General features: G+C 45.0%; 15 protein-coding genes. 13 read left to right on the forward strand and 2 right to left on the reverse strand.

Translation table 11 applies throughout. From position 1 onward, the window contains the following. Window positions 1-44: 44 nt before the first annotated feature. From BJR36_RS09215 to BJR36_RS09275, 13 genes are all read left to right on the forward strand, one after another. Entirely contained in the window at window positions 45-908 is an 864-nt protein-coding gene (locus tag BJR36_RS09215) for a carbohydrate ABC transporter permease (RefSeq protein WP_091233143.1), read from the forward strand. 17 nt (window positions 909-925) lie between these two features. Continuing rightward, window positions 926-1765 carry a carbohydrate ABC transporter permease gene (locus tag BJR36_RS09220; protein ID WP_091233145.1) on the forward strand — a complete coding sequence of 280 codons (840 nt, stop codon included), beginning with the start codon at window positions 926-928 and terminating at the stop codon, window positions 1763-1765. 82 nt (window positions 1766-1847) lie between these two features. After that, entirely contained in the window at window positions 1848-3962 is a 2115-nt protein-coding gene (locus tag BJR36_RS09225; protein WP_091233148.1) for an ADP-ribosylglycohydrolase family protein, read from the forward strand. Between the two features lie 14 nt (window positions 3963-3976). Continuing rightward, a complete protein-coding gene (locus BJR36_RS09230; RefSeq protein ID WP_091233150.1) occupies window positions 3977-6064 on the forward strand; it encodes an ADP-ribosylglycohydrolase family protein in 2088 nt (695 codons plus the stop codon). Between the two features lie 13 nt (window positions 6065-6077). Beyond that, the gene (locus BJR36_RS09235) at window positions 6078-6992 is read left to right on the forward strand and encodes a carbohydrate kinase family protein (protein ID WP_091233152.1); all 915 of its coding nucleotides are present in this window, start codon (window positions 6078-6080) and stop codon (window positions 6990-6992) included. 1 nt (window position 6993) lies between these two features. Then, window positions 6994-8130 carry an SIS domain-containing protein gene (locus BJR36_RS09240; RefSeq protein ID WP_091233155.1) on the forward strand — a complete coding sequence of 379 codons (1137 nt, stop codon included), beginning with the start codon at window positions 6994-6996 and terminating at the stop codon, window positions 8128-8130. A gap of 27 nt (window positions 8131-8157) precedes the next feature. Next, a complete protein-coding gene (locus BJR36_RS09245) occupies window positions 8158-8562 on the forward strand; it encodes a secondary thiamine-phosphate synthase enzyme YjbQ (RefSeq protein WP_091233158.1) in 405 nt (134 codons plus the stop codon). A gap of 24 nt (window positions 8563-8586) precedes the next feature. Next, window positions 8587-9540, forward strand: coding sequence for a nucleoside hydrolase (locus BJR36_RS09250; protein WP_091233159.1), 954 nt, complete (start codon window positions 8587-8589; stop codon window positions 9538-9540). A 13-nt stretch (window positions 9541-9553) separates the two neighbouring features. Next, on the forward strand, window positions 9554-10645 hold the full coding sequence (locus tag BJR36_RS09255) for a nucleoside 2-deoxyribosyltransferase (protein ID WP_091233162.1): 1092 nt from the start codon (window positions 9554-9556) through the stop codon (window positions 10643-10645). An 11-nt stretch (window positions 10646-10656) separates the two neighbouring features. Further along, window positions 10657-11505, forward strand: coding sequence for a purine-nucleoside phosphorylase (locus BJR36_RS09260; RefSeq protein WP_091233163.1), 849 nt, complete (start codon window positions 10657-10659; stop codon window positions 11503-11505). 57 nt (window positions 11506-11562) lie between these two features. Continuing rightward, entirely contained in the window at window positions 11563-12714 is a 1152-nt protein-coding gene (locus BJR36_RS09265) for a phosphopentomutase (RefSeq protein WP_091233302.1), read from the forward strand. A 155-nt stretch (window positions 12715-12869) separates the two neighbouring features. Continuing rightward, window positions 12870-14588 carry an adenine deaminase gene (ade, locus tag BJR36_RS09270; protein ID WP_091233166.1) on the forward strand — a complete coding sequence of 573 codons (1719 nt, stop codon included), beginning with the start codon at window positions 12870-12872 and terminating at the stop codon, window positions 14586-14588. After that, entirely contained in the window at window positions 14588-15241 is a 654-nt protein-coding gene (locus BJR36_RS09275; protein WP_091233169.1) for a YczE/YyaS/YitT family protein, read from the forward strand. The genes ade and BJR36_RS09275 overlap by 1 nt, the downstream gene beginning before the upstream one ends. A 71-nt stretch (window positions 15242-15312) precedes the next feature. On the opposite strand, the gene BJR36_RS09280 is transcribed toward BJR36_RS09275, so the two are convergent. After that, window positions 15313-15849, reverse strand: a complete 537-nt coding sequence (locus tag BJR36_RS09280) for a permease (protein ID WP_091233171.1) — start codon at window positions 15847-15849, stop codon at window positions 15313-15315. 2 nt (window positions 15850-15851) lie between these two features. Next, window positions 15852-16331 carry a permease gene (locus BJR36_RS09285; protein WP_091233174.1) on the reverse strand — a complete coding sequence of 160 codons (480 nt, stop codon included), beginning with the start codon at window positions 16329-16331 and terminating at the stop codon, window positions 15852-15854. Between the last annotated feature and the right edge of the window lie 93 nt (window positions 16332-16424).

The following is a 16424-nucleotide window of genomic DNA, read 5'->3' on the forward strand; positions in this document are numbered from 1 at the left end:
AATGTCGGGGCTTTGTTTTCTTAGATGATTAGGGAGGTACCTAAATGAAAAAGAGCGCTATAAATTATTTTCTGATTGCGCCGGCACTGCTGATCAGCATAGCAATTATACTGGTTCCTGGTATTTTGACAATTATTATGTCATTTACAGATTGGAACGGAATTTCTCCTAATATCAACTTTATCGGGTTAGGGAATTTTCAGGAACTATTTGCTGATGATGTTTTTTGGAAATCAATATTTAATAACGTAAAATGGACTATTTTATTCCTGACGATACCGGTAGCACTGGCACTTTTAGTATCCGCACTGCTGGTTGAAAAAAAGAAGAGCAGAAGCCTGTATCAGGTGATATTCCTTATTCCATATGTACTTGCACCGGCAGTAAATGCCATGCTCTGGCTGAATATTATTTTTAACCCGATGTCAGGGGTAATAGGATATTTGAGGACGATAGGGCTGGATATAGGATCCCCGCTTACAAACATGAGCGGTGCCCTGTATGCGGTTGCGGCGGTTGACATATGGCACTACTGGGGCTATCTGTCGGTCATCTATCTGGCAGCATTAAGGCAGACGCCTACGGATCAGGTGGAAGCGGCAAGGGTGGATGGATGCAATGCATGGCAGGTGTTCAGATATGTATACTTTCCAAGCATGAAATCCACATTCAAGCTCATGTACGTAATGATAATCATTTTCTCATTCCTGGCATTCGATTATATCAAGCTTCTGACGGGAGGCGGTCCCGCACACAGCACTGAAGTTCTGGGAACATATGCATATACCTTTGCATTCTCTGCGCTGCAGGTAGGCAAGGCATCAGCGGTAGGTCTGTTCATGAGTTTCTTCGGGATGATTGCATCCGTTATCTATACGAAATTAAGTAAAAACGAGGAAATAGCATAAAGGAGGTTCAGATAACAATGGTTTCAACAAAAGGGAAAAAAGTAAGAAAAAATATATCCACACATCTGGTACTGATATTCATATCATGCATTTCGCTTGGACCGATACTGCTGGTAGTACTGAACAGCTTTAAATCTCATGCTGAGATTGTAAGGAATCCTTTGTCGCTGCCGACTGTTTTTCATTTCGAAAACTATGTAACAGCCTGGGAAACAGGAAAATTTTCGACAGGATTCATCAACAGCATGATTCTGTCAGGAATAACTATAATAATCGTTTTGATAGCAGCATCGCTAGCGGGATACGTTCTTGCCGGAAAGAGGATAAAGGGAAGTGACGGTGTCCTTGTTTATTTCATGATGGCGATGACCGTACCGATCCAGCTGTTCCTGTTTCCTCTCTATTATGCGATGGCGAGCTTGGATCTGATCGGTAATATTCCGGCAGTCAGCCTGATTCTTTCAGCAACAAGCATGCCTTTGGCAGTGTTCCTCATGAGGACTTTTTTTCTGAATGTTCCAAGGGAACTGGAAGAAGCGGCAAGAATCGATGGAGCTTCCACGTGGCAGGTGATCTGGCACGTAATGAGACCTGTTGTTTCGCCAGGCCTCATAACTGTAGCTGTAATTGTAGGCCTGCAGTCATGGAATGAATATCTTATTACATCTACGTTTTTACAGGGAGAGGATTCGTTCACGGCTACATTGGGATTCTTATCTATGAATGGAACTTATTCGTCTGATCAGGCCATATTGATGGCAGCAGCGGTTATTATGATTGCCCCGATCGTTATTTTCTTTGTTTGTATACAGAAATATTTTGTGGACGGTATGGCAAGTGGAGCGGTAAAAGGCTGATTTTGAAATTTGTGTGCATCTTATGTGACTATGAAGGACATAGTCCTGAATAGCTGCAAAAGATTAATGAAAGAGGTGTGGAATGAAGGATTATAGTGAGAAGATTTATGCAGGTGTGTTAGGTAAAATTCTGGGCGTATATTTAGGAAGACCGGTGGAAGGCTGGACATATGAAAAAATCGACAGCACATTCGGCGAAGTATATAATTTCAAGAATCATAAGACTGGAGCACCTCTCATTGTACCCGATGATGATATTTCAGGAACGTTTGTATTTTACAGGGCATTGGAAGATAACGGATATGATTTGGAATTGACAGCCAGGCAGATTGGCGACACTTGGCTGAACTATGTGATTGAAGACAAGACCATTCTCTGGTGGGGCGGCCTTTCAAGAAGTTCCGAGCATACAGCATATTTGAGGCTAAAAGAAGGCGTTGAGGCTCCAGAGAGCGGATCAGTTGAGCTAAACGGTGAGAGCATGGCTGAGCAGATAGGAGCGCAGATATTTATTGACACATGGGCGCTTGTAAACCCGAATAATCCAGAGAGGACAGCTGATCTGGCAAGAAAGGCGGCTAGTGTAAGCCACGGCGGAATCGCGATAGAAGCAGCCGTATTCCTGGCAGTCATGGAATCACTGGCTTTTGAGGAAAATGATATAGACAGACTGATTGATGAAGCGGTTAAATACGTAAAGGATGACAGGCTGACAGTATTGATAGAGGAAGTGCGCAAGGTATGCGCTGAAGCGGATGACTGGCACGAAGTAAGGGAATGGATAGAAAAAAACCACGGATATGAAAAATACGCGGGAAGCTGCCCGATGGTCACAAATCACCTGGCAGTCATGATGGCTCTGTTAATGGGTGGAGACGACTACAATAAATCAATCATGATAGCTACAAGTGCAGGCTGGGATACAGACTGCAACGCAGGCAATGTTGGGTGCCTGAATGGTATAAGGCTTGGACTTGAAGGATTCGGGACAGGAGCAGATTTAAGAAAAGCAGTTGCAGACAGAATGTATGTGGTAAGTGCAGATGGCGGATCATGTATTTCGGACGCGGTACTCGAAACCAGAAAGCTGATAAAAGCCTGCGCAGCTTTGAACGGAGAGGAAGCGAAGCTTCCGGATAAAAGATATTCCTTTGAATATAAGGGCTCTGTACAGGGATTCGTACCATACAATAATGATATGGAAGATCAGGTACTTACAGGGATTGAAAATGCCTATGAAAAATATAGACAAACAGGGCTTGTATTAAGCTATGAGGGCTTGGCCAAAGGAACAAGGGCAGCGGCCTGTATCGATACATTTATCGACCTGAAGCCCAAGGGAAAAGACGGCACAAGCTATTTCGACGTGCTGTGTTCCCCGACCCTTTATGGCACTCAGGAAGTGGAAGCAGAAATTATCGGTTTATACGATGAAAACCCTGATTTAAGATTCTTTATAGATTACTTCGATGAGAACGATGAACTGCAGTCAGTTTTTTTAGATCCTGCAATGATTGGAAAGGGAAGAAATGTCATCCGGTTCACAGTGCCGGATACCATGGGACATCCAATCTACCAGCTGGGAATGGAACTGACATGCAGCGGCCGCAGGATGGATGGAGACATTATCCTGAAGACATTGGACTGGTCAGATGCACCAAAGAATTTCAGGATGGGAATGGCAATGGAGCTTACACCGTCGCTCACACCATGGACAACGACGACGGCATGGATGAAGATGTTCATGAGCTCGGCAAAGAATTTTGCACCAGACTATACGACCACCATATCTCTTTCACATCCTGAAAAGAACGGTATTGTCACACTGGGTACACATGACTGGAAAAACTATTCCGTTTCATCAAAAATCACATTCTCTTATCAGGAAGGCGCAGGAATCGTAGCCAGGTCAAAAGGCCATAACAGGTATTATGGGGCAATTCTGAAAGACGGCAAGGCAATGATCGTGAAGAAAAAGGACCGGGATGTAATAGAGCTTGGCTCAGAAGATTTCAAATATATGGCTGAGGATGTCCATGAAATCAGATTTGATTTAAAAGACAGCAGCCTGACAATGTACATCGATGGAAAGGAATTCGTGAAAGCGACTGATGACGAATATAAATCAGGCGGAGCGGGGGTTGTTGTAGACAGAGGCTGCATCCTTGCGGATGGATTGGAAATAAAAAGAAACTAAAAAGGAGTCTTGACATGTCGGTATTAGAATATAGAGAACAGATTTATGCAGGCGTTTTAGGAAAGTTAATCGGAGTCTATCTGGGAAGGCCCATAGAGGGCTGGTCATACGAAAAAATCACCGAAGAGTTCGGAGATATTAAATACTATGTACACGAAAAATTAGGACTTCCTCTTATAGTTGCAGATGATGATATTTCGGGAACGTTCGGTTTTTTCAGAGCATTGGAAGACAATGGATACAAAAATATTACCGCAAAAGATTTTGGGAATACGTGGCTCAATTATATTATTGAGGACAAGACGATCCTGTGGTGGGGAGGTCTGGGAAGATCGACTGAGCATACGGCATTTCTGAATCTGAAAAACGGCATAGATGCTCCAATGAGCGGTTCCGTTGAACAGAACGGAAAAACCCTTGCTGAACAGATTGGCGCACAGATATTCATTGATGCAATAGCCATGGCATGTCCGAATAATCCGGATATGGCCGTCGACCTGGTAAGGAAAGCAGCAAGTGTGAGCCACGGGGGACTGGCTTTAGATGCAGCCTGTCATCTGGCGGCGCTGGAAGCAATGGCCTTCGAAGAAAAGGACATTGACGTGCTTCTTGACAGGGCACAAAAGTATATAAAAAATGAAGAACTTATCCGCATCATCGCCGATGTCAGAAGGATATGCAGCGAGGAGAAGGACTGGAGAAGGGTCAGGGATTACCTGAATCCGAAATACGGCTATGACGTGTATCCGGGATGTTGTCATATGGTCCCGAATCATGCGATGGTAATTGCATCGATTATCCTGGGCGGTGACGACTTCCAGAAGTCAATTAGCATAGCGACAAGCGCAGCATGGGATACAGACTGCAACGCAGGCAACGTAGGTGCATTTAATGGGATCAGGCTCGGTCTTGATGGAATCGATGCGGGAGCTGATTTTAGGACTCCGGTATCGGATCTCATGTATGTGGTGGCGTCGGATGGCGGTTCGGTAGTAACTGACGCAGTAACGGAGGCAGACAGGATTTTAAAAGCGGCTGCAGAATTAAGCGACGAAGAAATTACGATTCCTACTGGAAAATATACCTTTGCATACAGGGGCTCGACACAGGGGTTCGCAATCTGCGAATATGAAGGCGGTTCACAAAATACTGTGAGCATACGTAATGGAAACGAAGACGGGGGAATGAACGGACTCGCGATCAAATGCAGCCAGCTGGCTGCAGGAGTAACGGGGAACATTTCAACTCCTACATTTATTGATATGAACAGGTTGCAGGCAAACTTCTCTACGATAGCTTCCCCTACCCTTTATTCCTCGCAGATTGTGAAGACAAGAATCAAAAAGTCGGATGACAGTGAAGTTTTTATGAGGAAGTACATTTTATATTATGACATAAACAATGATGTACAAGCTTTATATTCCGATTATAAGGAACTAAAAGCAGGGATGAACAGTCTGGAATGGAAAGTTCCGGATACTGGCGGAATGGCAATATTCAAACTAGGTTATGAGGTGAGCTGTAGGAGACGGTATGACGGCGAACTTGTCATTCTGGACATCGACTGGAAAGGCGCTCCATCGGATTTTGCCCAAAAGGGAATGCTGATGACCTCCATATGGAATACAAACCCTTTTTGGATTCGAAGCTTTGCAAGCTCAGCAAAGCAGTTTGCGGCAGATTTCAAGAGGACATACTGTATTTCTCATGTGGAAGCGGACGGACTGGTTACAATCGGTTCAAGAGAATGGGATGACTATTCGGTAAGCTCGACCTTGTACTTTTCGCTCCATAAAAACGGGGGTCTCGTACTCAGAAGCAGAGGCCATAAACGCTATTACGGAGCCGTGCTTTCTGAATTCAGGGAAGCAGTCATTTATAGGAAAAAAGACAGGGAAACAACAATTTTAGCAAGGGTTCCTTATAAATACCAGGAAGATGAAGGCTATGAAGCTGTTTTCAAAGCAGAAGGAGACAGGCTTGAATTCTATGTGAACGGCAGCCTGGCAGTTTCTACACAGGATAGTGAGTACAGAAGCGGTGGAGCGGGATTCGTCATTTCGGAAGGGACGATGACAGCGGACAGCCTGATTATCAGCTAAGGAGAGAGAGAAAATGGATTATGTTGTAGGTTCGACAGCAGTTACGGATGAGCTGCATTTCCCGGACGGGAAAGTGATGAACAACCTGGCAGGCGGAGCCGGAATATATGCGCTGGCCGGAATCAGGCTCTGGTGCGACAGTGTGGAAATCGTAACCGGCGTGGGTGAAGATTATGCGGATATCTACGGTGACTGGTACAAAAAGAACAATCTATCAATGAATGGACTTAGGGTAAGAGCTGAAAAGACCCCTCATAATGTCATAACCTATTTTGAAGACGGCGAAAGGGACGAAGTGCCGCTTTACGGAGCGGACCATTACCTGTCAGTTGAAGCAAGACCTGAAGATCTTGAAGGATACTTTGAAACATCGAAAGGAATCTATATTTTTAAGAACAGCAACAGCGCATTCTGGGACAGGATTCTGGAAATGAAGAAGCGCGGGAATGCCAGGGTGATGTGGGAAATTGCAAGTGATGCAGCCACTTTCGAAAACAAGGATGAGGTAAAGAAAATAGCAGGGCAGATAGACGTGTTTTCAATCAACAGAACGGAAGCTTTTAGCCTTCTGAAGACAAATGACATGGGAGAGGTCATTGAGGAATTCAAAAAGTGGAACATACCTCTGATATTCCTGAGACGGGGAAAAGATGGCGCATACATGATTGCGGGAGGGGGAGTGTTCGAAGCCCTGAGCCTTAAAGATATCAGCGTCGTGGATGCCACGGGAGGCGGAAACAGCTCTTCGGCAGCTGTCCTCTATGGATTTTGCGAAGGCAGGAGCCCGCTGGAAGCAGGGCTGATGGGAAGCATTTCAGCTGCCATGTGCCTTGCACAGTACGGGGTTCCGGCTGTTATAGACAGCCAGATGAGGCATCATGCAAATGATCTGCTGAAAAAAATGATGGAAGAAATAGGGAGGAAATAAAATGAGCAAATTTGACAATGCGATGAGAAGGCAGGTATTCAGCCTTCCTGAGCTGATAAAACAGCAGTATGAAGATCTGGAACCGAAAACAAGGAAAGTGCTGACTACACCTGAAATATTTTCAGCACAGAGGATTGTGCTGGTAGGATGCGGCGATTCCTATGCGGCTGCAATGGCGGCAAAGAATATTTTTGAACTCCTGACAGGAATCCCTACGGAAGTGGTGACAGCCCTTGAATTAAGCAGATATTATGACAGGAAACAATTGGGATTTTCTCCATTAAATCCGCTGGTCATTGCTGTAAGCAATTCGGGAGGAGTCGCAAGGGTTGCTGAAGCAGTGCAGAGGGCAAAAAAATACGGTGCTTTCGTACTCGGAGTCACAGGAAATGTGGAATCGCTTCTGGCAAAATCATCAGACAGGATTCTGAAACTGGATATCCCGTCTTTTGAATCCGCGCCTGGAATAAGGTCTTACATGGTGTCGGTAATGTCTCTTCTGCTTCTTGCAATCAGAATCGGAGAAGTCAGGGGTAGATATACCATGGACCAGGCAATGGATTACAGATACGACATTGCAAGCCAGGCAGATGAGCTCGGGAAGCTACTGCCGGAAATGGATGAAAAGATGGAAGTGGTTTCAAAACAATGGAAGGATTTTCCGGCATTTGACTTCGTAGGAGCAGGATTCGATTATGCGGCAGCATGGTTTGGCCAGGCGAAAATCCTGGAGGCAACGGGAAAATTTGCGATGCATATCAATTCTGAAGAGTGGTTCCACCTGAATTTCTTTGCAAGAAAAGCGAAAGAAATCGGAACTGTAATCGTGGCAAATACGACAAATCCGGCAGACAGCAGAAACAAGGAACTTGTATATTATGCAAATAAACTTGGAAGGCCGATGATTGTCATCACAGATGGCGGGAAAGAGGATTTTGAAGTTGACACTACTTATATAAAAGTGCCAAAGACAAAATACCAGATCACGATGCCTCTGACGCAGTATGCACCAACCTGCCTTCTGGCTGGATACATCTCAGAAATGACAGGTGAAGAGTATGGAAGAGGCTGCAAGGACGAATGGTCATTTGCCGAGGGCGGCGCATGCGTGCAGAACAGCAAGATAATCGTAGAATAAGAGGCGGTACAGACGGAGGAAAAAAATATGTTGAAAAAATTTCAGATACAGACAAAATTCAATGAGGTATACGATATTACGGCGGATGTGAAAAAATTCGTTGAGGAAAGCAAGGTCGAGAGCGGTTTATGTCTCGTATATAATCCGCATTCGACTGCCGGAATGACAATTACTTCATTCTGGGATCCTAAGGGATTTGATGATCTACAGGACGAGCTCTGCAGACTGATTCCTACAAGAGTGGACTTCAAGCACCAGCATGATACGCCACAGGATGCGGCAGGACATGTGAAGTCCTCATTATTAGGGGTTTCCCTTCCGTTCATAGTCGAAGACGGAAAGCTTCTCGTAGGCGGATCCCAGGGGATTTTCTTCGTCGAATTCGACGGACCGAGAAACAGGGAATATTATGTGAAAATAATGGCTGATTAACAGGAAGAAATGGAGTGTAATGGAATGGACAAGAAGAAAATCATATTAGACTGCGATCCTGGAATGGATGATTCAATGGCCATAGTCATGGCCTGCAAATCTGAAAAACTGGATGTCAAAGCAATTACGACAGTGAATGGAAACTACCCTGTAGAGGTGACTTACGTAAATGCAAGGAAAGTGCTTGAGATGGTAGGACGTACTGATATCCCGGTAGGTAAAGGGATGGGAATACCGATGGTAAGGGATGTTCCAAAAGATCCTTTCACACATGGAAAAGACGGGCAGGCGGAGAATTTCCTTCCGGAACCGAAAATGCCGTTAAGCGAAAAACACGCAGTCGACCTGATCATCGATACCGTAAAGGAAAACGCAGGGGACATTTATCTGATAGTAACCGGACCAATGACCAACATTGCCATGGCTATGAGAAAAGCGCCGGAAATCAAGGATATGATTTCTGGAATCTATGCAATATCAGGGGCTTTCGGACTCAATAAATATGCATTTGCAAATGCGACGGGAGATACCCCGCAGAGCGAATGGAACGTGTATGTGGATCCTGAAGCTGCGGAAATCGTGTATAATTCCGGCGTGAAGCTTGTCGCTCTGGGCCTGGATGTAGCGACACACTTTGATGTCAACCTGACAGACAGCGATATGGAAGCCTTGAAAAATAGCAACAACAAGGAATCGAAATTCCTTCTCCAGGCAATCAGCTTTGTAAACGGCAGAGGGTTTGAAGCATACTGCACTGTAATCGACTGTATGGCAGTGGGCTATGCAATCGATCCGACTTTAGTCGAAACGATTACGGGAAGAGTAGGAATTGAAACAGAAGGAAAACTAACTTTGGGAAATACGGTTCTGGATAGCAGGCATCACCACGTGTGGGAGAACCTTCCGGAAATTGAGATAGGTGCAAAGGCTGATTGCGGTAGATTTTTAAATCTCCTGATGGATCTTGTTCTTGCATAAAGGAGGAAATGAAATGTTTAGAAATGAAAGTATCTATATAGCAGGGCCGGAATGCTTCTACACCGGAGGGAATGAAATATTGAACGCAATGAGAAGAAGGTCTGAATCTTTCGGATTTTCCGTGACACTGCCGAACGATGACTCTCTTGATCTGAGCCATGAGGATCTACGAAAGAACGCGGATGAGATTTTTGAAAACTGTGCCAAGAGCATGAATGAATCCACAGCTATAATCGTTGACCTGGAGGCTTTCAGGGGTTCCGAGCCGGATAACGGAAGCATCTATGAAATAGGAATGGCTTATGCAAGGGGCATCAGATGCTATGGCTACACAAGGGACAAGAGGAATGTTCTCTGGAAAAACCAAGGCGCGAAACTGGTTGACGGCATCGTATACGATGAGTCGGGACGGATTCATCCTTATGCTGACCTGCCTTTTGCCCCTTCCGTTATCGGCTCTACCAAGGTTGTGGAGGGCGATTTTGATGACTGCCTGAAAATGATGATGATTGATATTGAGGAAGAATATAAAGAAAGTGCAAAACGCTCAGAATATATCGATCACTCAAATAAAACAACGAAAGCAGAGAGTGACAGACTTTTGGTATATCTCTCCGGCCCTGCAAGATATGACATGGACGGAGAAAGAAAGTATGGCATCATGAAAGAGATATGCAGGAAATACGGATTTGATGCGGTCTCCCCATTAGATATGGCAGACGGGGTAGAAAAGATTGCAACCGATAACCCCTATATAAGAGCTGCGAATGAATTCGACAACTATCAGCAGCATGTGCGGAACTGCGATATCATCATAGCGGACCTGAATGATTTCAGAGGCTGGGAATCCTGCAATGATACCGGATTTGAATGCGGCATGGCATTCCAGCTGGGCAAGAAGATGTATGGCTATATGGACGATACGACCATCATGAAGAAAAGAATTCCGAATTATGGGGAAGAAGCTGGAAACAGGGACATGTGCGGAAGCAATGTAGAGAACTTTGATTATCCTGTCAATCTGATGTTCGCATCTTCAATGAAGATTTTTGAAGGCAGCTTTGAAAATGTAATAAGCAGAATTGCAGAAGATATAAAAAAATAAGGAGGCCGTTTATGAATCCTGTTTATGAAAAATTACAGAATTGTTTAAAAAGTATAGAAAACAAAGTGAATTTCAAGCCTCAGATGGCCATTATACTTGGTTCGGGCCTGGGGGATTATGCAGAAGAAATAGAAATTAAGGCGACGCTTGACTATAAGGACATCGATGGCTTCCCTGTATCGACCGTTGCAGGGCATAATGGAAGATTTATCTTTGGATACGTCAACAAGGTGCCTGTGGTGATCATGCAGGGAAGGGTTCATTATTATGAGGGTTATCCCATGTCTGATGTGGTGCTTCCGACAAGGCTGATGGGAATGATGGGTGCAAAAGTTCTCTTTCTGACGAATGCTGCCGGCGGTGCAAACCCGGATTTTGGTCCGGGAGACTTCATGCTGATCAGAGACCAGATTGCCAGCTTTGTACCATGTCCGCTGATTGGAAAAAACATAGACGAACTGGGCCCCCGATTTCCTGATATGAGTGAAATCTACGATATGGATTTAAGGAACATCATTCAAGATACCGCAAACGAGCTGGAAATCCCGCTACAGGAAGGCGTATACATTCAGCTCACCGGACCGAATTATGAATCACCGGCTGAAATCAGGATGTGCCGTGCCATCGGAGCCGATGCTGTCGGGATGAGCACTGCTTGTGAAGCTATTGCGGCTAATCATATGGGTATGAGGATCTGCGGTATTTCATGTATATCAAACCTCGCCGCAGGCTTAAGCGAAACTCCGTTAAGCCATGTGGAGGTGCAGGAGACGGCCGACAGGGTTGCACCATTATTCAAGAAACTGATTACCGGATCAATTATACGAATCGCAGAAAACCTGCAAACAGAAAATCGTTAGGTATTGATGGAATGTCAGATACTTGCAGGAAGCAGCAAAAAGATAAGGAGTGGAAGCATGGCTAAAAGAGTTTTTTTAATAGTCCTTGACAGCGTGGGAATCGGTGAAATGCCGGACGCCTTCGAGTATGGTGATGAAGGGAGTAATACCCTGAAAGCATCGTCGACAAGCGTGCATTTTTCAATGCCAAACATGAAACGTCTTGGATTATTCAATATTGACGGTGTTAACATTGGTGAAAAGGTGGAAAGGCCTGAAGCGTCATTTGCCAGGATGACGGAAAAATCAAAAGGCAAGGATACCACAATAGGCCATTGGGAAATCGCCGGCGTCATTTATCCAAAGCCGCTGCCGACATATCCTGAAGGATTTCCAAAGGAGATCCTGGATGAATTCAGAAGGCTTACGGGACGAGGAATCCTTTGTAATCTTCCTTATTCCGGAACATCAGTAATCGACGATTTCGGGGAAGAGCATATGAAGACTGGGAATCTTATCGTCTATACTTCGGCGGATTCGGTTTTCCAGGTAGCCGCCCATGAAGGCATTGTCCCAATCGAGGAACAGTACCGATACTGCCAGATAGCAAGGAAACTTCTGACTGGCGAACATGGGGTCGGCAGAGTGATTGCCAGACCATTCATCGGAGAACCGGGTAACTTCAGGAGGACAGGAAACAGACATGACTTTTCCCTGCAGCCTCCCAAAATCACAATGCTTGACCAGCTTTCGGAGGAAGGCTTCGACGTCATAAGCGTCGGAAAAATCATCGACATTTTCGCTGAAAAAGGAATCACGGAATATGTGAGAACGGCTGGCAACGAGGAAGGGGTGGACAGGACTGTCGAATACATGGACAGGGATTTCGAGGGGCTTTGCTTCACGAATCTGGTAGACTTCGACATGCTGTACGGTCACAGGAACGATATAGACGGTTATGCGAAAGCGCTGACTTATTTTGATGACCGCCTTCTGGAAATACTGGATAAAATGAGGGATGATGATATTCTCATGGTGACGGCAGACCACGGATGTGACCCCATGACTATATCCACTGACCATTCCAGGGAGTATACGCCTCTCGTGATGTTCGGGAAGAATGCTGGAAGCAGAAATTATGGAACAAGGGATACATTTGCCGATATCGGAGCAACGGTGCTGAAGTATTTTGGAATTGTCCCCAAAATCGACGGAACATCTATCATCTGATGTAAAGAAGATGAATATCTGCGGTATTTGATCTTTTGTTATAATAGCCCTTTTGTGGAGCGGTTCAGTAATTCGAGCCGTTCCGGCAATGGGGCTAAAAAAATAACTTTTAATTGGGATTTTAACGGCTATAAGCCTGGGAAGGAGCTGTATCAATGGATTATAAAAATTACCCTGCCATGTCGCAAGTGGCAAGGGGAATGGGAAAAGCGGACCTGGTCCTAAAAAACGGAAACGTGCTGAACGTATTTACAGAGGAATTCCACGAAGCGGATATCGCTATCTGCGGAGGAACAATCGTGGGTGTAGGCTCCTATTCTGGGAATAGGGAGATAGACATGAGAGGAAAATATGTGGTGCCAGGTTTCGTGGACAGCCATCTGCACCTGGAATCAACCCTGGTGCAGCCATTTGAACTGATAAATGAAGCCCTTAAATATGGAACCACGACTTTTGTGGTGGATCCTCATGAGTCTGCCAATGTGGCAGGTCTCGATGGAATAGATTATATACTAGACCAGACTTCTGATGTGGCCGCAAATGTATTCGTGATGGTGCCCTCCTGCGTTCCGGCAGCACCGTTCGAGGATAACGGCTATATTCTGAATCCGGGAGAAATGAAAAAATACCTTGAAAATGAGCGGATTCTGGGTCTCGGGGAAGTGATGGACTGCCCTGCCGTAATTACCGGCGACAGTGTCATGATGGAAAAACTGGACATGTTCCAACCAAAGATTCTGGATGGCCACGCACCATTTCTGAATGACGGAGATCTTGCAGCGTATGCACTTGCGGGAATCAAAACAGATCATGAGTGCTGCGATTATGAATATGCTAAAAAGGAAATTGGAAATGGCATTTACGTGCTCATAAGGGAGGGCAGCGCTGCAAAGAATCTGGAAGCAATCGTAAAGGGTATCGTATCTGAACATGCATCGACAGAGCGGTACTGTTTCTGTACGGATGACAAGCATATTGAAGAAATAAAAAAGGACGGCCACATAAGCTTTAACGTAAAAAAAGCGGTAAGTCTGGGTATTCCACCTCAAAAAGCCCTGAAAATGGCAAGCTGGCAGGCAACCGTTTGCTACGGAATGAAGAATCTTGGTGCGATTGCACCAGGTTATCAGGCAGATGTTGTGGTTCTGGATGATCTTGAAAACATCCGGGTCGCTGATGTATTCCATAAAGGCATGAATATAAAGGAATACAGCGCCAAAGGACGGATTCCATGTCCAGAAAACATCAAGCATACAGTCCAGGTAAAAGATTTTAATAGGAAAAAGCTGGAGATAGAAACCGGTGAAAAGGAGTTTCCGGTAATTGAAATAATACCAGGGCAGATTGTTACTAAGAAAGTATTCGAAAAGTTGCCAGCCAAAGACGGGATCTTTATATCGGATAATATTTACAGCAAGATAGCTGTTGTGGAAAGGCATAAAGGAACCGGAAAGGTAGGGGTTGGGGTGCTCAAAGGATTCGGTATAAGGAATGGGGCAATTGCATCAAGTGTGTCCCATGATTCCCATAATATAATTGTAGTTGGCGACAATGATGACGATATGGTTGCCGCTGTCAACGAGCTGATAGAAAAACAGGGTGGCTATACCATAATCAGCGGAGGGAAATCAGCCGGTACCCTGCCGCTTCCAGTTATGGGGCTTATGAGCGATGCAGGACATGAGGAGGTTGAAGAGAAATTGAAAACCATGATTTCAAAAGCATGGGAGATGGGTGTGAATCCTAAAATCGATACCTTTATAAATCTGTCCTTCATGGCATTGCCTGTGATACCTGAAATCAGGATAACTGCAAGGGGAATCTATGATGTTGCGGAAAATGTCTTTTACGGGAAGGACGGGCAGGCGAAATAATGAGAAATGACAGGATGAAAATAATCAGCTGCCTCAAAAGAGCGGCAGCATATATTCTTGGAGTATGGATCCTGGCCCTGGGCCAGAGAATGTTTGTAGTGGCTTGCTTTGGAGCAGGCTCCCTGGATGCTTTCTGCGTAGGGCTGGCGGATAGGACGGCTTTGACAGCTGGCCAGTGGGTTGCTGTTTCGGCGTTTGTAATGATGCTGATATCAGCAGTGCTGCTTCGGAGGAAGCCTGATTTTCTGGTGCTGCTGTCTTCTTACATTTTTGGTTTGTTTTTCGATTTCTGGGGCGGGATCCTCGCGGAGATGTTTGGCCCGATGGGATTCCTCATGAGGCTGATTGTATACTTTGCAGCATTGCTGCTTGCGCCTTTCGGTACAGCCGTATATTTCAGCTCGAATTTTTCAAAGAGTGCTTTTGATGAATTCATAATGGCTGTTAAGGAAAGGTTCAATCTGTCGGTGAGAAAAGCAAAAATAATAGTAGATGTAATTTTCTGCATTCTGGCATTCGTTGTGGGAGGACCTCTTGGACCTGCCACTGTCATAACAGCAGCTCTCTTCGGTCCTATATTGCAGGGTTTCATGGAGATACATTACAAGGCACGTCTTAGAAAGAAGCTGGAAGCGAGCATCCATGTGAAATAAATGATAAAGTGTGACTATTCAGGACTACGTCCTTCATAGTCACAGATGATGCGCGCAGATTGCAAAATCTGTCAGTCCATGTTTTTTGCATTTTCGTACATCTTTTCAACTTCTTCCCTGGACATGATCTTTGAGAGTATGTATGCGATTAAGATGATGCCGGGGATATCAATCAGAAGCCTCGCAATGGCGAAACGGCTGCCCAGGGATCCCATTTCGAAAAGGAACATAGGAATTTTTGTGGTCGACCATGCACCGATAAAAATAAGGATATTGCTGAACTTCACCCCTTTTTTCATAAATACGGCAGCGACCGGGAAGGCTCCATACAAAGGGCCAGCGGCTGCAGAACCGATAAAAAAGGCAAGGAGGATTCCTTTCAAACCGGAACCTTCGCCCATGTATCTGACCATAGTCTCACGGGGTACCCAGATGTCCAGGAGACCTAAGAGAATGAATACGGGAGGAATGATCAGGAGCATTTCGCCTATTGAATTGAGGGATATGCCAAGGGCCTTTGTGCCCAGATCGTAATTGATCGCGGTAAGTAGCAGCATTGCAATCAGAACGATAAGAAAACCGCGGTATCTTTTTAATATTTTTTTCATGATTATATCACCACCATTCCTATTAATAAGGCCACTATGAAGGAAAATGCAAATGCCAGCATATTTCTGCCGATAGTGGCTTTTTTGCCGAAATACTTTATTTCAACTGGCATCGTAACGATGCCGACCATCATCAGGGTTGAAATGAAGGCAGCAATCTGCATGTATCCGGCTCCGTTTTCAACCAGAAGGGCTGCCATGGGAAATGCGACGAATCCTGGTATCAGGGTTATTGAGCCTATGAGGGAGGCAAGGATAACACCGAACCATCCTGACTCTGAACCTATGATTTTAGAAATCGTTCCGGCATTGAGCAGGGCAAGCATCAGGCCGACCAGCAGAATAACGACGAGAAATTCTGGAAGTATGTTTTCAAAGGCCTTCCATGCCTTTTTTAATGCCATCTTTGTCTTCTTTTTATCTTTGAAGAAAGAAAGAGTGAGCAGAACTGCTGTGAGTCCGTAAAATATGTATGAATCCATTGGATCCTCCTCCTATTCCGGTAATTAACTTCCTGCTGATTATATCAGCGGCTGTACGGGAGTTCTGTGACAACATCACAAAGCCCCGCAGCA

The sequence above is a fragment of the Anaerobium acetethylicum genome, assembly GCF_900096945.1.
GTDB classification, from domain to species: Bacteria; Bacillota; Clostridia; order Lachnospirales; family Lachnospiraceae; genus Anaerobium; species Anaerobium acetethylicum.

What these genes read in the sequence shown, in the direction of transcription:
- BJR36_RS09215 (WP_091233143.1), top strand. Translation starts at nt 45, where the DNA reads ATGAAAAAGAGCGCTATAAATTATTTTCTGATTGCGCCGGCACTGCTG.
- BJR36_RS09220 (WP_091233145.1), top strand. Translation starts at nt 926, where the DNA reads ATGGTTTCAACAAAAGGGAAAAAAGTAAGAAAAAATATATCCACACAT.
- BJR36_RS09225 (WP_091233148.1), top strand. Translation starts at nt 1,848, where the DNA reads ATGAAGGATTATAGTGAGAAGATTTATGCAGGTGTGTTAGGTAAAATT.
- BJR36_RS09230 (WP_091233150.1), top strand. Translation starts at nt 3,977, where the DNA reads ATGTCGGTATTAGAATATAGAGAACAGATTTATGCAGGCGTTTTAGGA.
- BJR36_RS09235 (WP_091233152.1), top strand. Translation starts at nt 6,078, where the DNA reads ATGGATTATGTTGTAGGTTCGACAGCAGTTACGGATGAGCTGCATTTC.
- BJR36_RS09240 (WP_091233155.1), top strand. Translation starts at nt 6,994, where the DNA reads ATGAGCAAATTTGACAATGCGATGAGAAGGCAGGTATTCAGCCTTCCT.
- BJR36_RS09245 (WP_091233158.1), top strand. Translation starts at nt 8,158, where the DNA reads ATGTTGAAAAAATTTCAGATACAGACAAAATTCAATGAGGTATACGAT.
- BJR36_RS09250 (WP_091233159.1), top strand. Translation starts at nt 8,587, where the DNA reads ATGGACAAGAAGAAAATCATATTAGACTGCGATCCTGGAATGGATGAT.
- BJR36_RS09255 (WP_091233162.1), top strand. Translation starts at nt 9,554, where the DNA reads ATGTTTAGAAATGAAAGTATCTATATAGCAGGGCCGGAATGCTTCTAC.
- BJR36_RS09260 (WP_091233163.1), top strand. Translation starts at nt 10,657, where the DNA reads ATGAATCCTGTTTATGAAAAATTACAGAATTGTTTAAAAAGTATAGAA.
- BJR36_RS09265 (WP_091233302.1), top strand. Translation starts at nt 11,563, where the DNA reads ATGGCTAAAAGAGTTTTTTTAATAGTCCTTGACAGCGTGGGAATCGGT.
- ade (WP_091233166.1), top strand. Translation starts at nt 12,870, where the DNA reads ATGGATTATAAAAATTACCCTGCCATGTCGCAAGTGGCAAGGGGAATG.
- BJR36_RS09275 (WP_091233169.1), top strand. Translation starts at nt 14,588, where the DNA reads ATGAGAAATGACAGGATGAAAATAATCAGCTGCCTCAAAAGAGCGGCA.
- BJR36_RS09280 (WP_091233171.1), bottom strand. Translation starts at nt 15,849, where the DNA reads ATGAAAAAAATATTAAAAAGATACCGCGGTTTTCTTATCGTTCTGATT.
- BJR36_RS09285 (WP_091233174.1), bottom strand. Translation starts at nt 16,331, where the DNA reads ATGGATTCATACATATTTTACGGACTCACAGCAGTTCTGCTCACTCTT.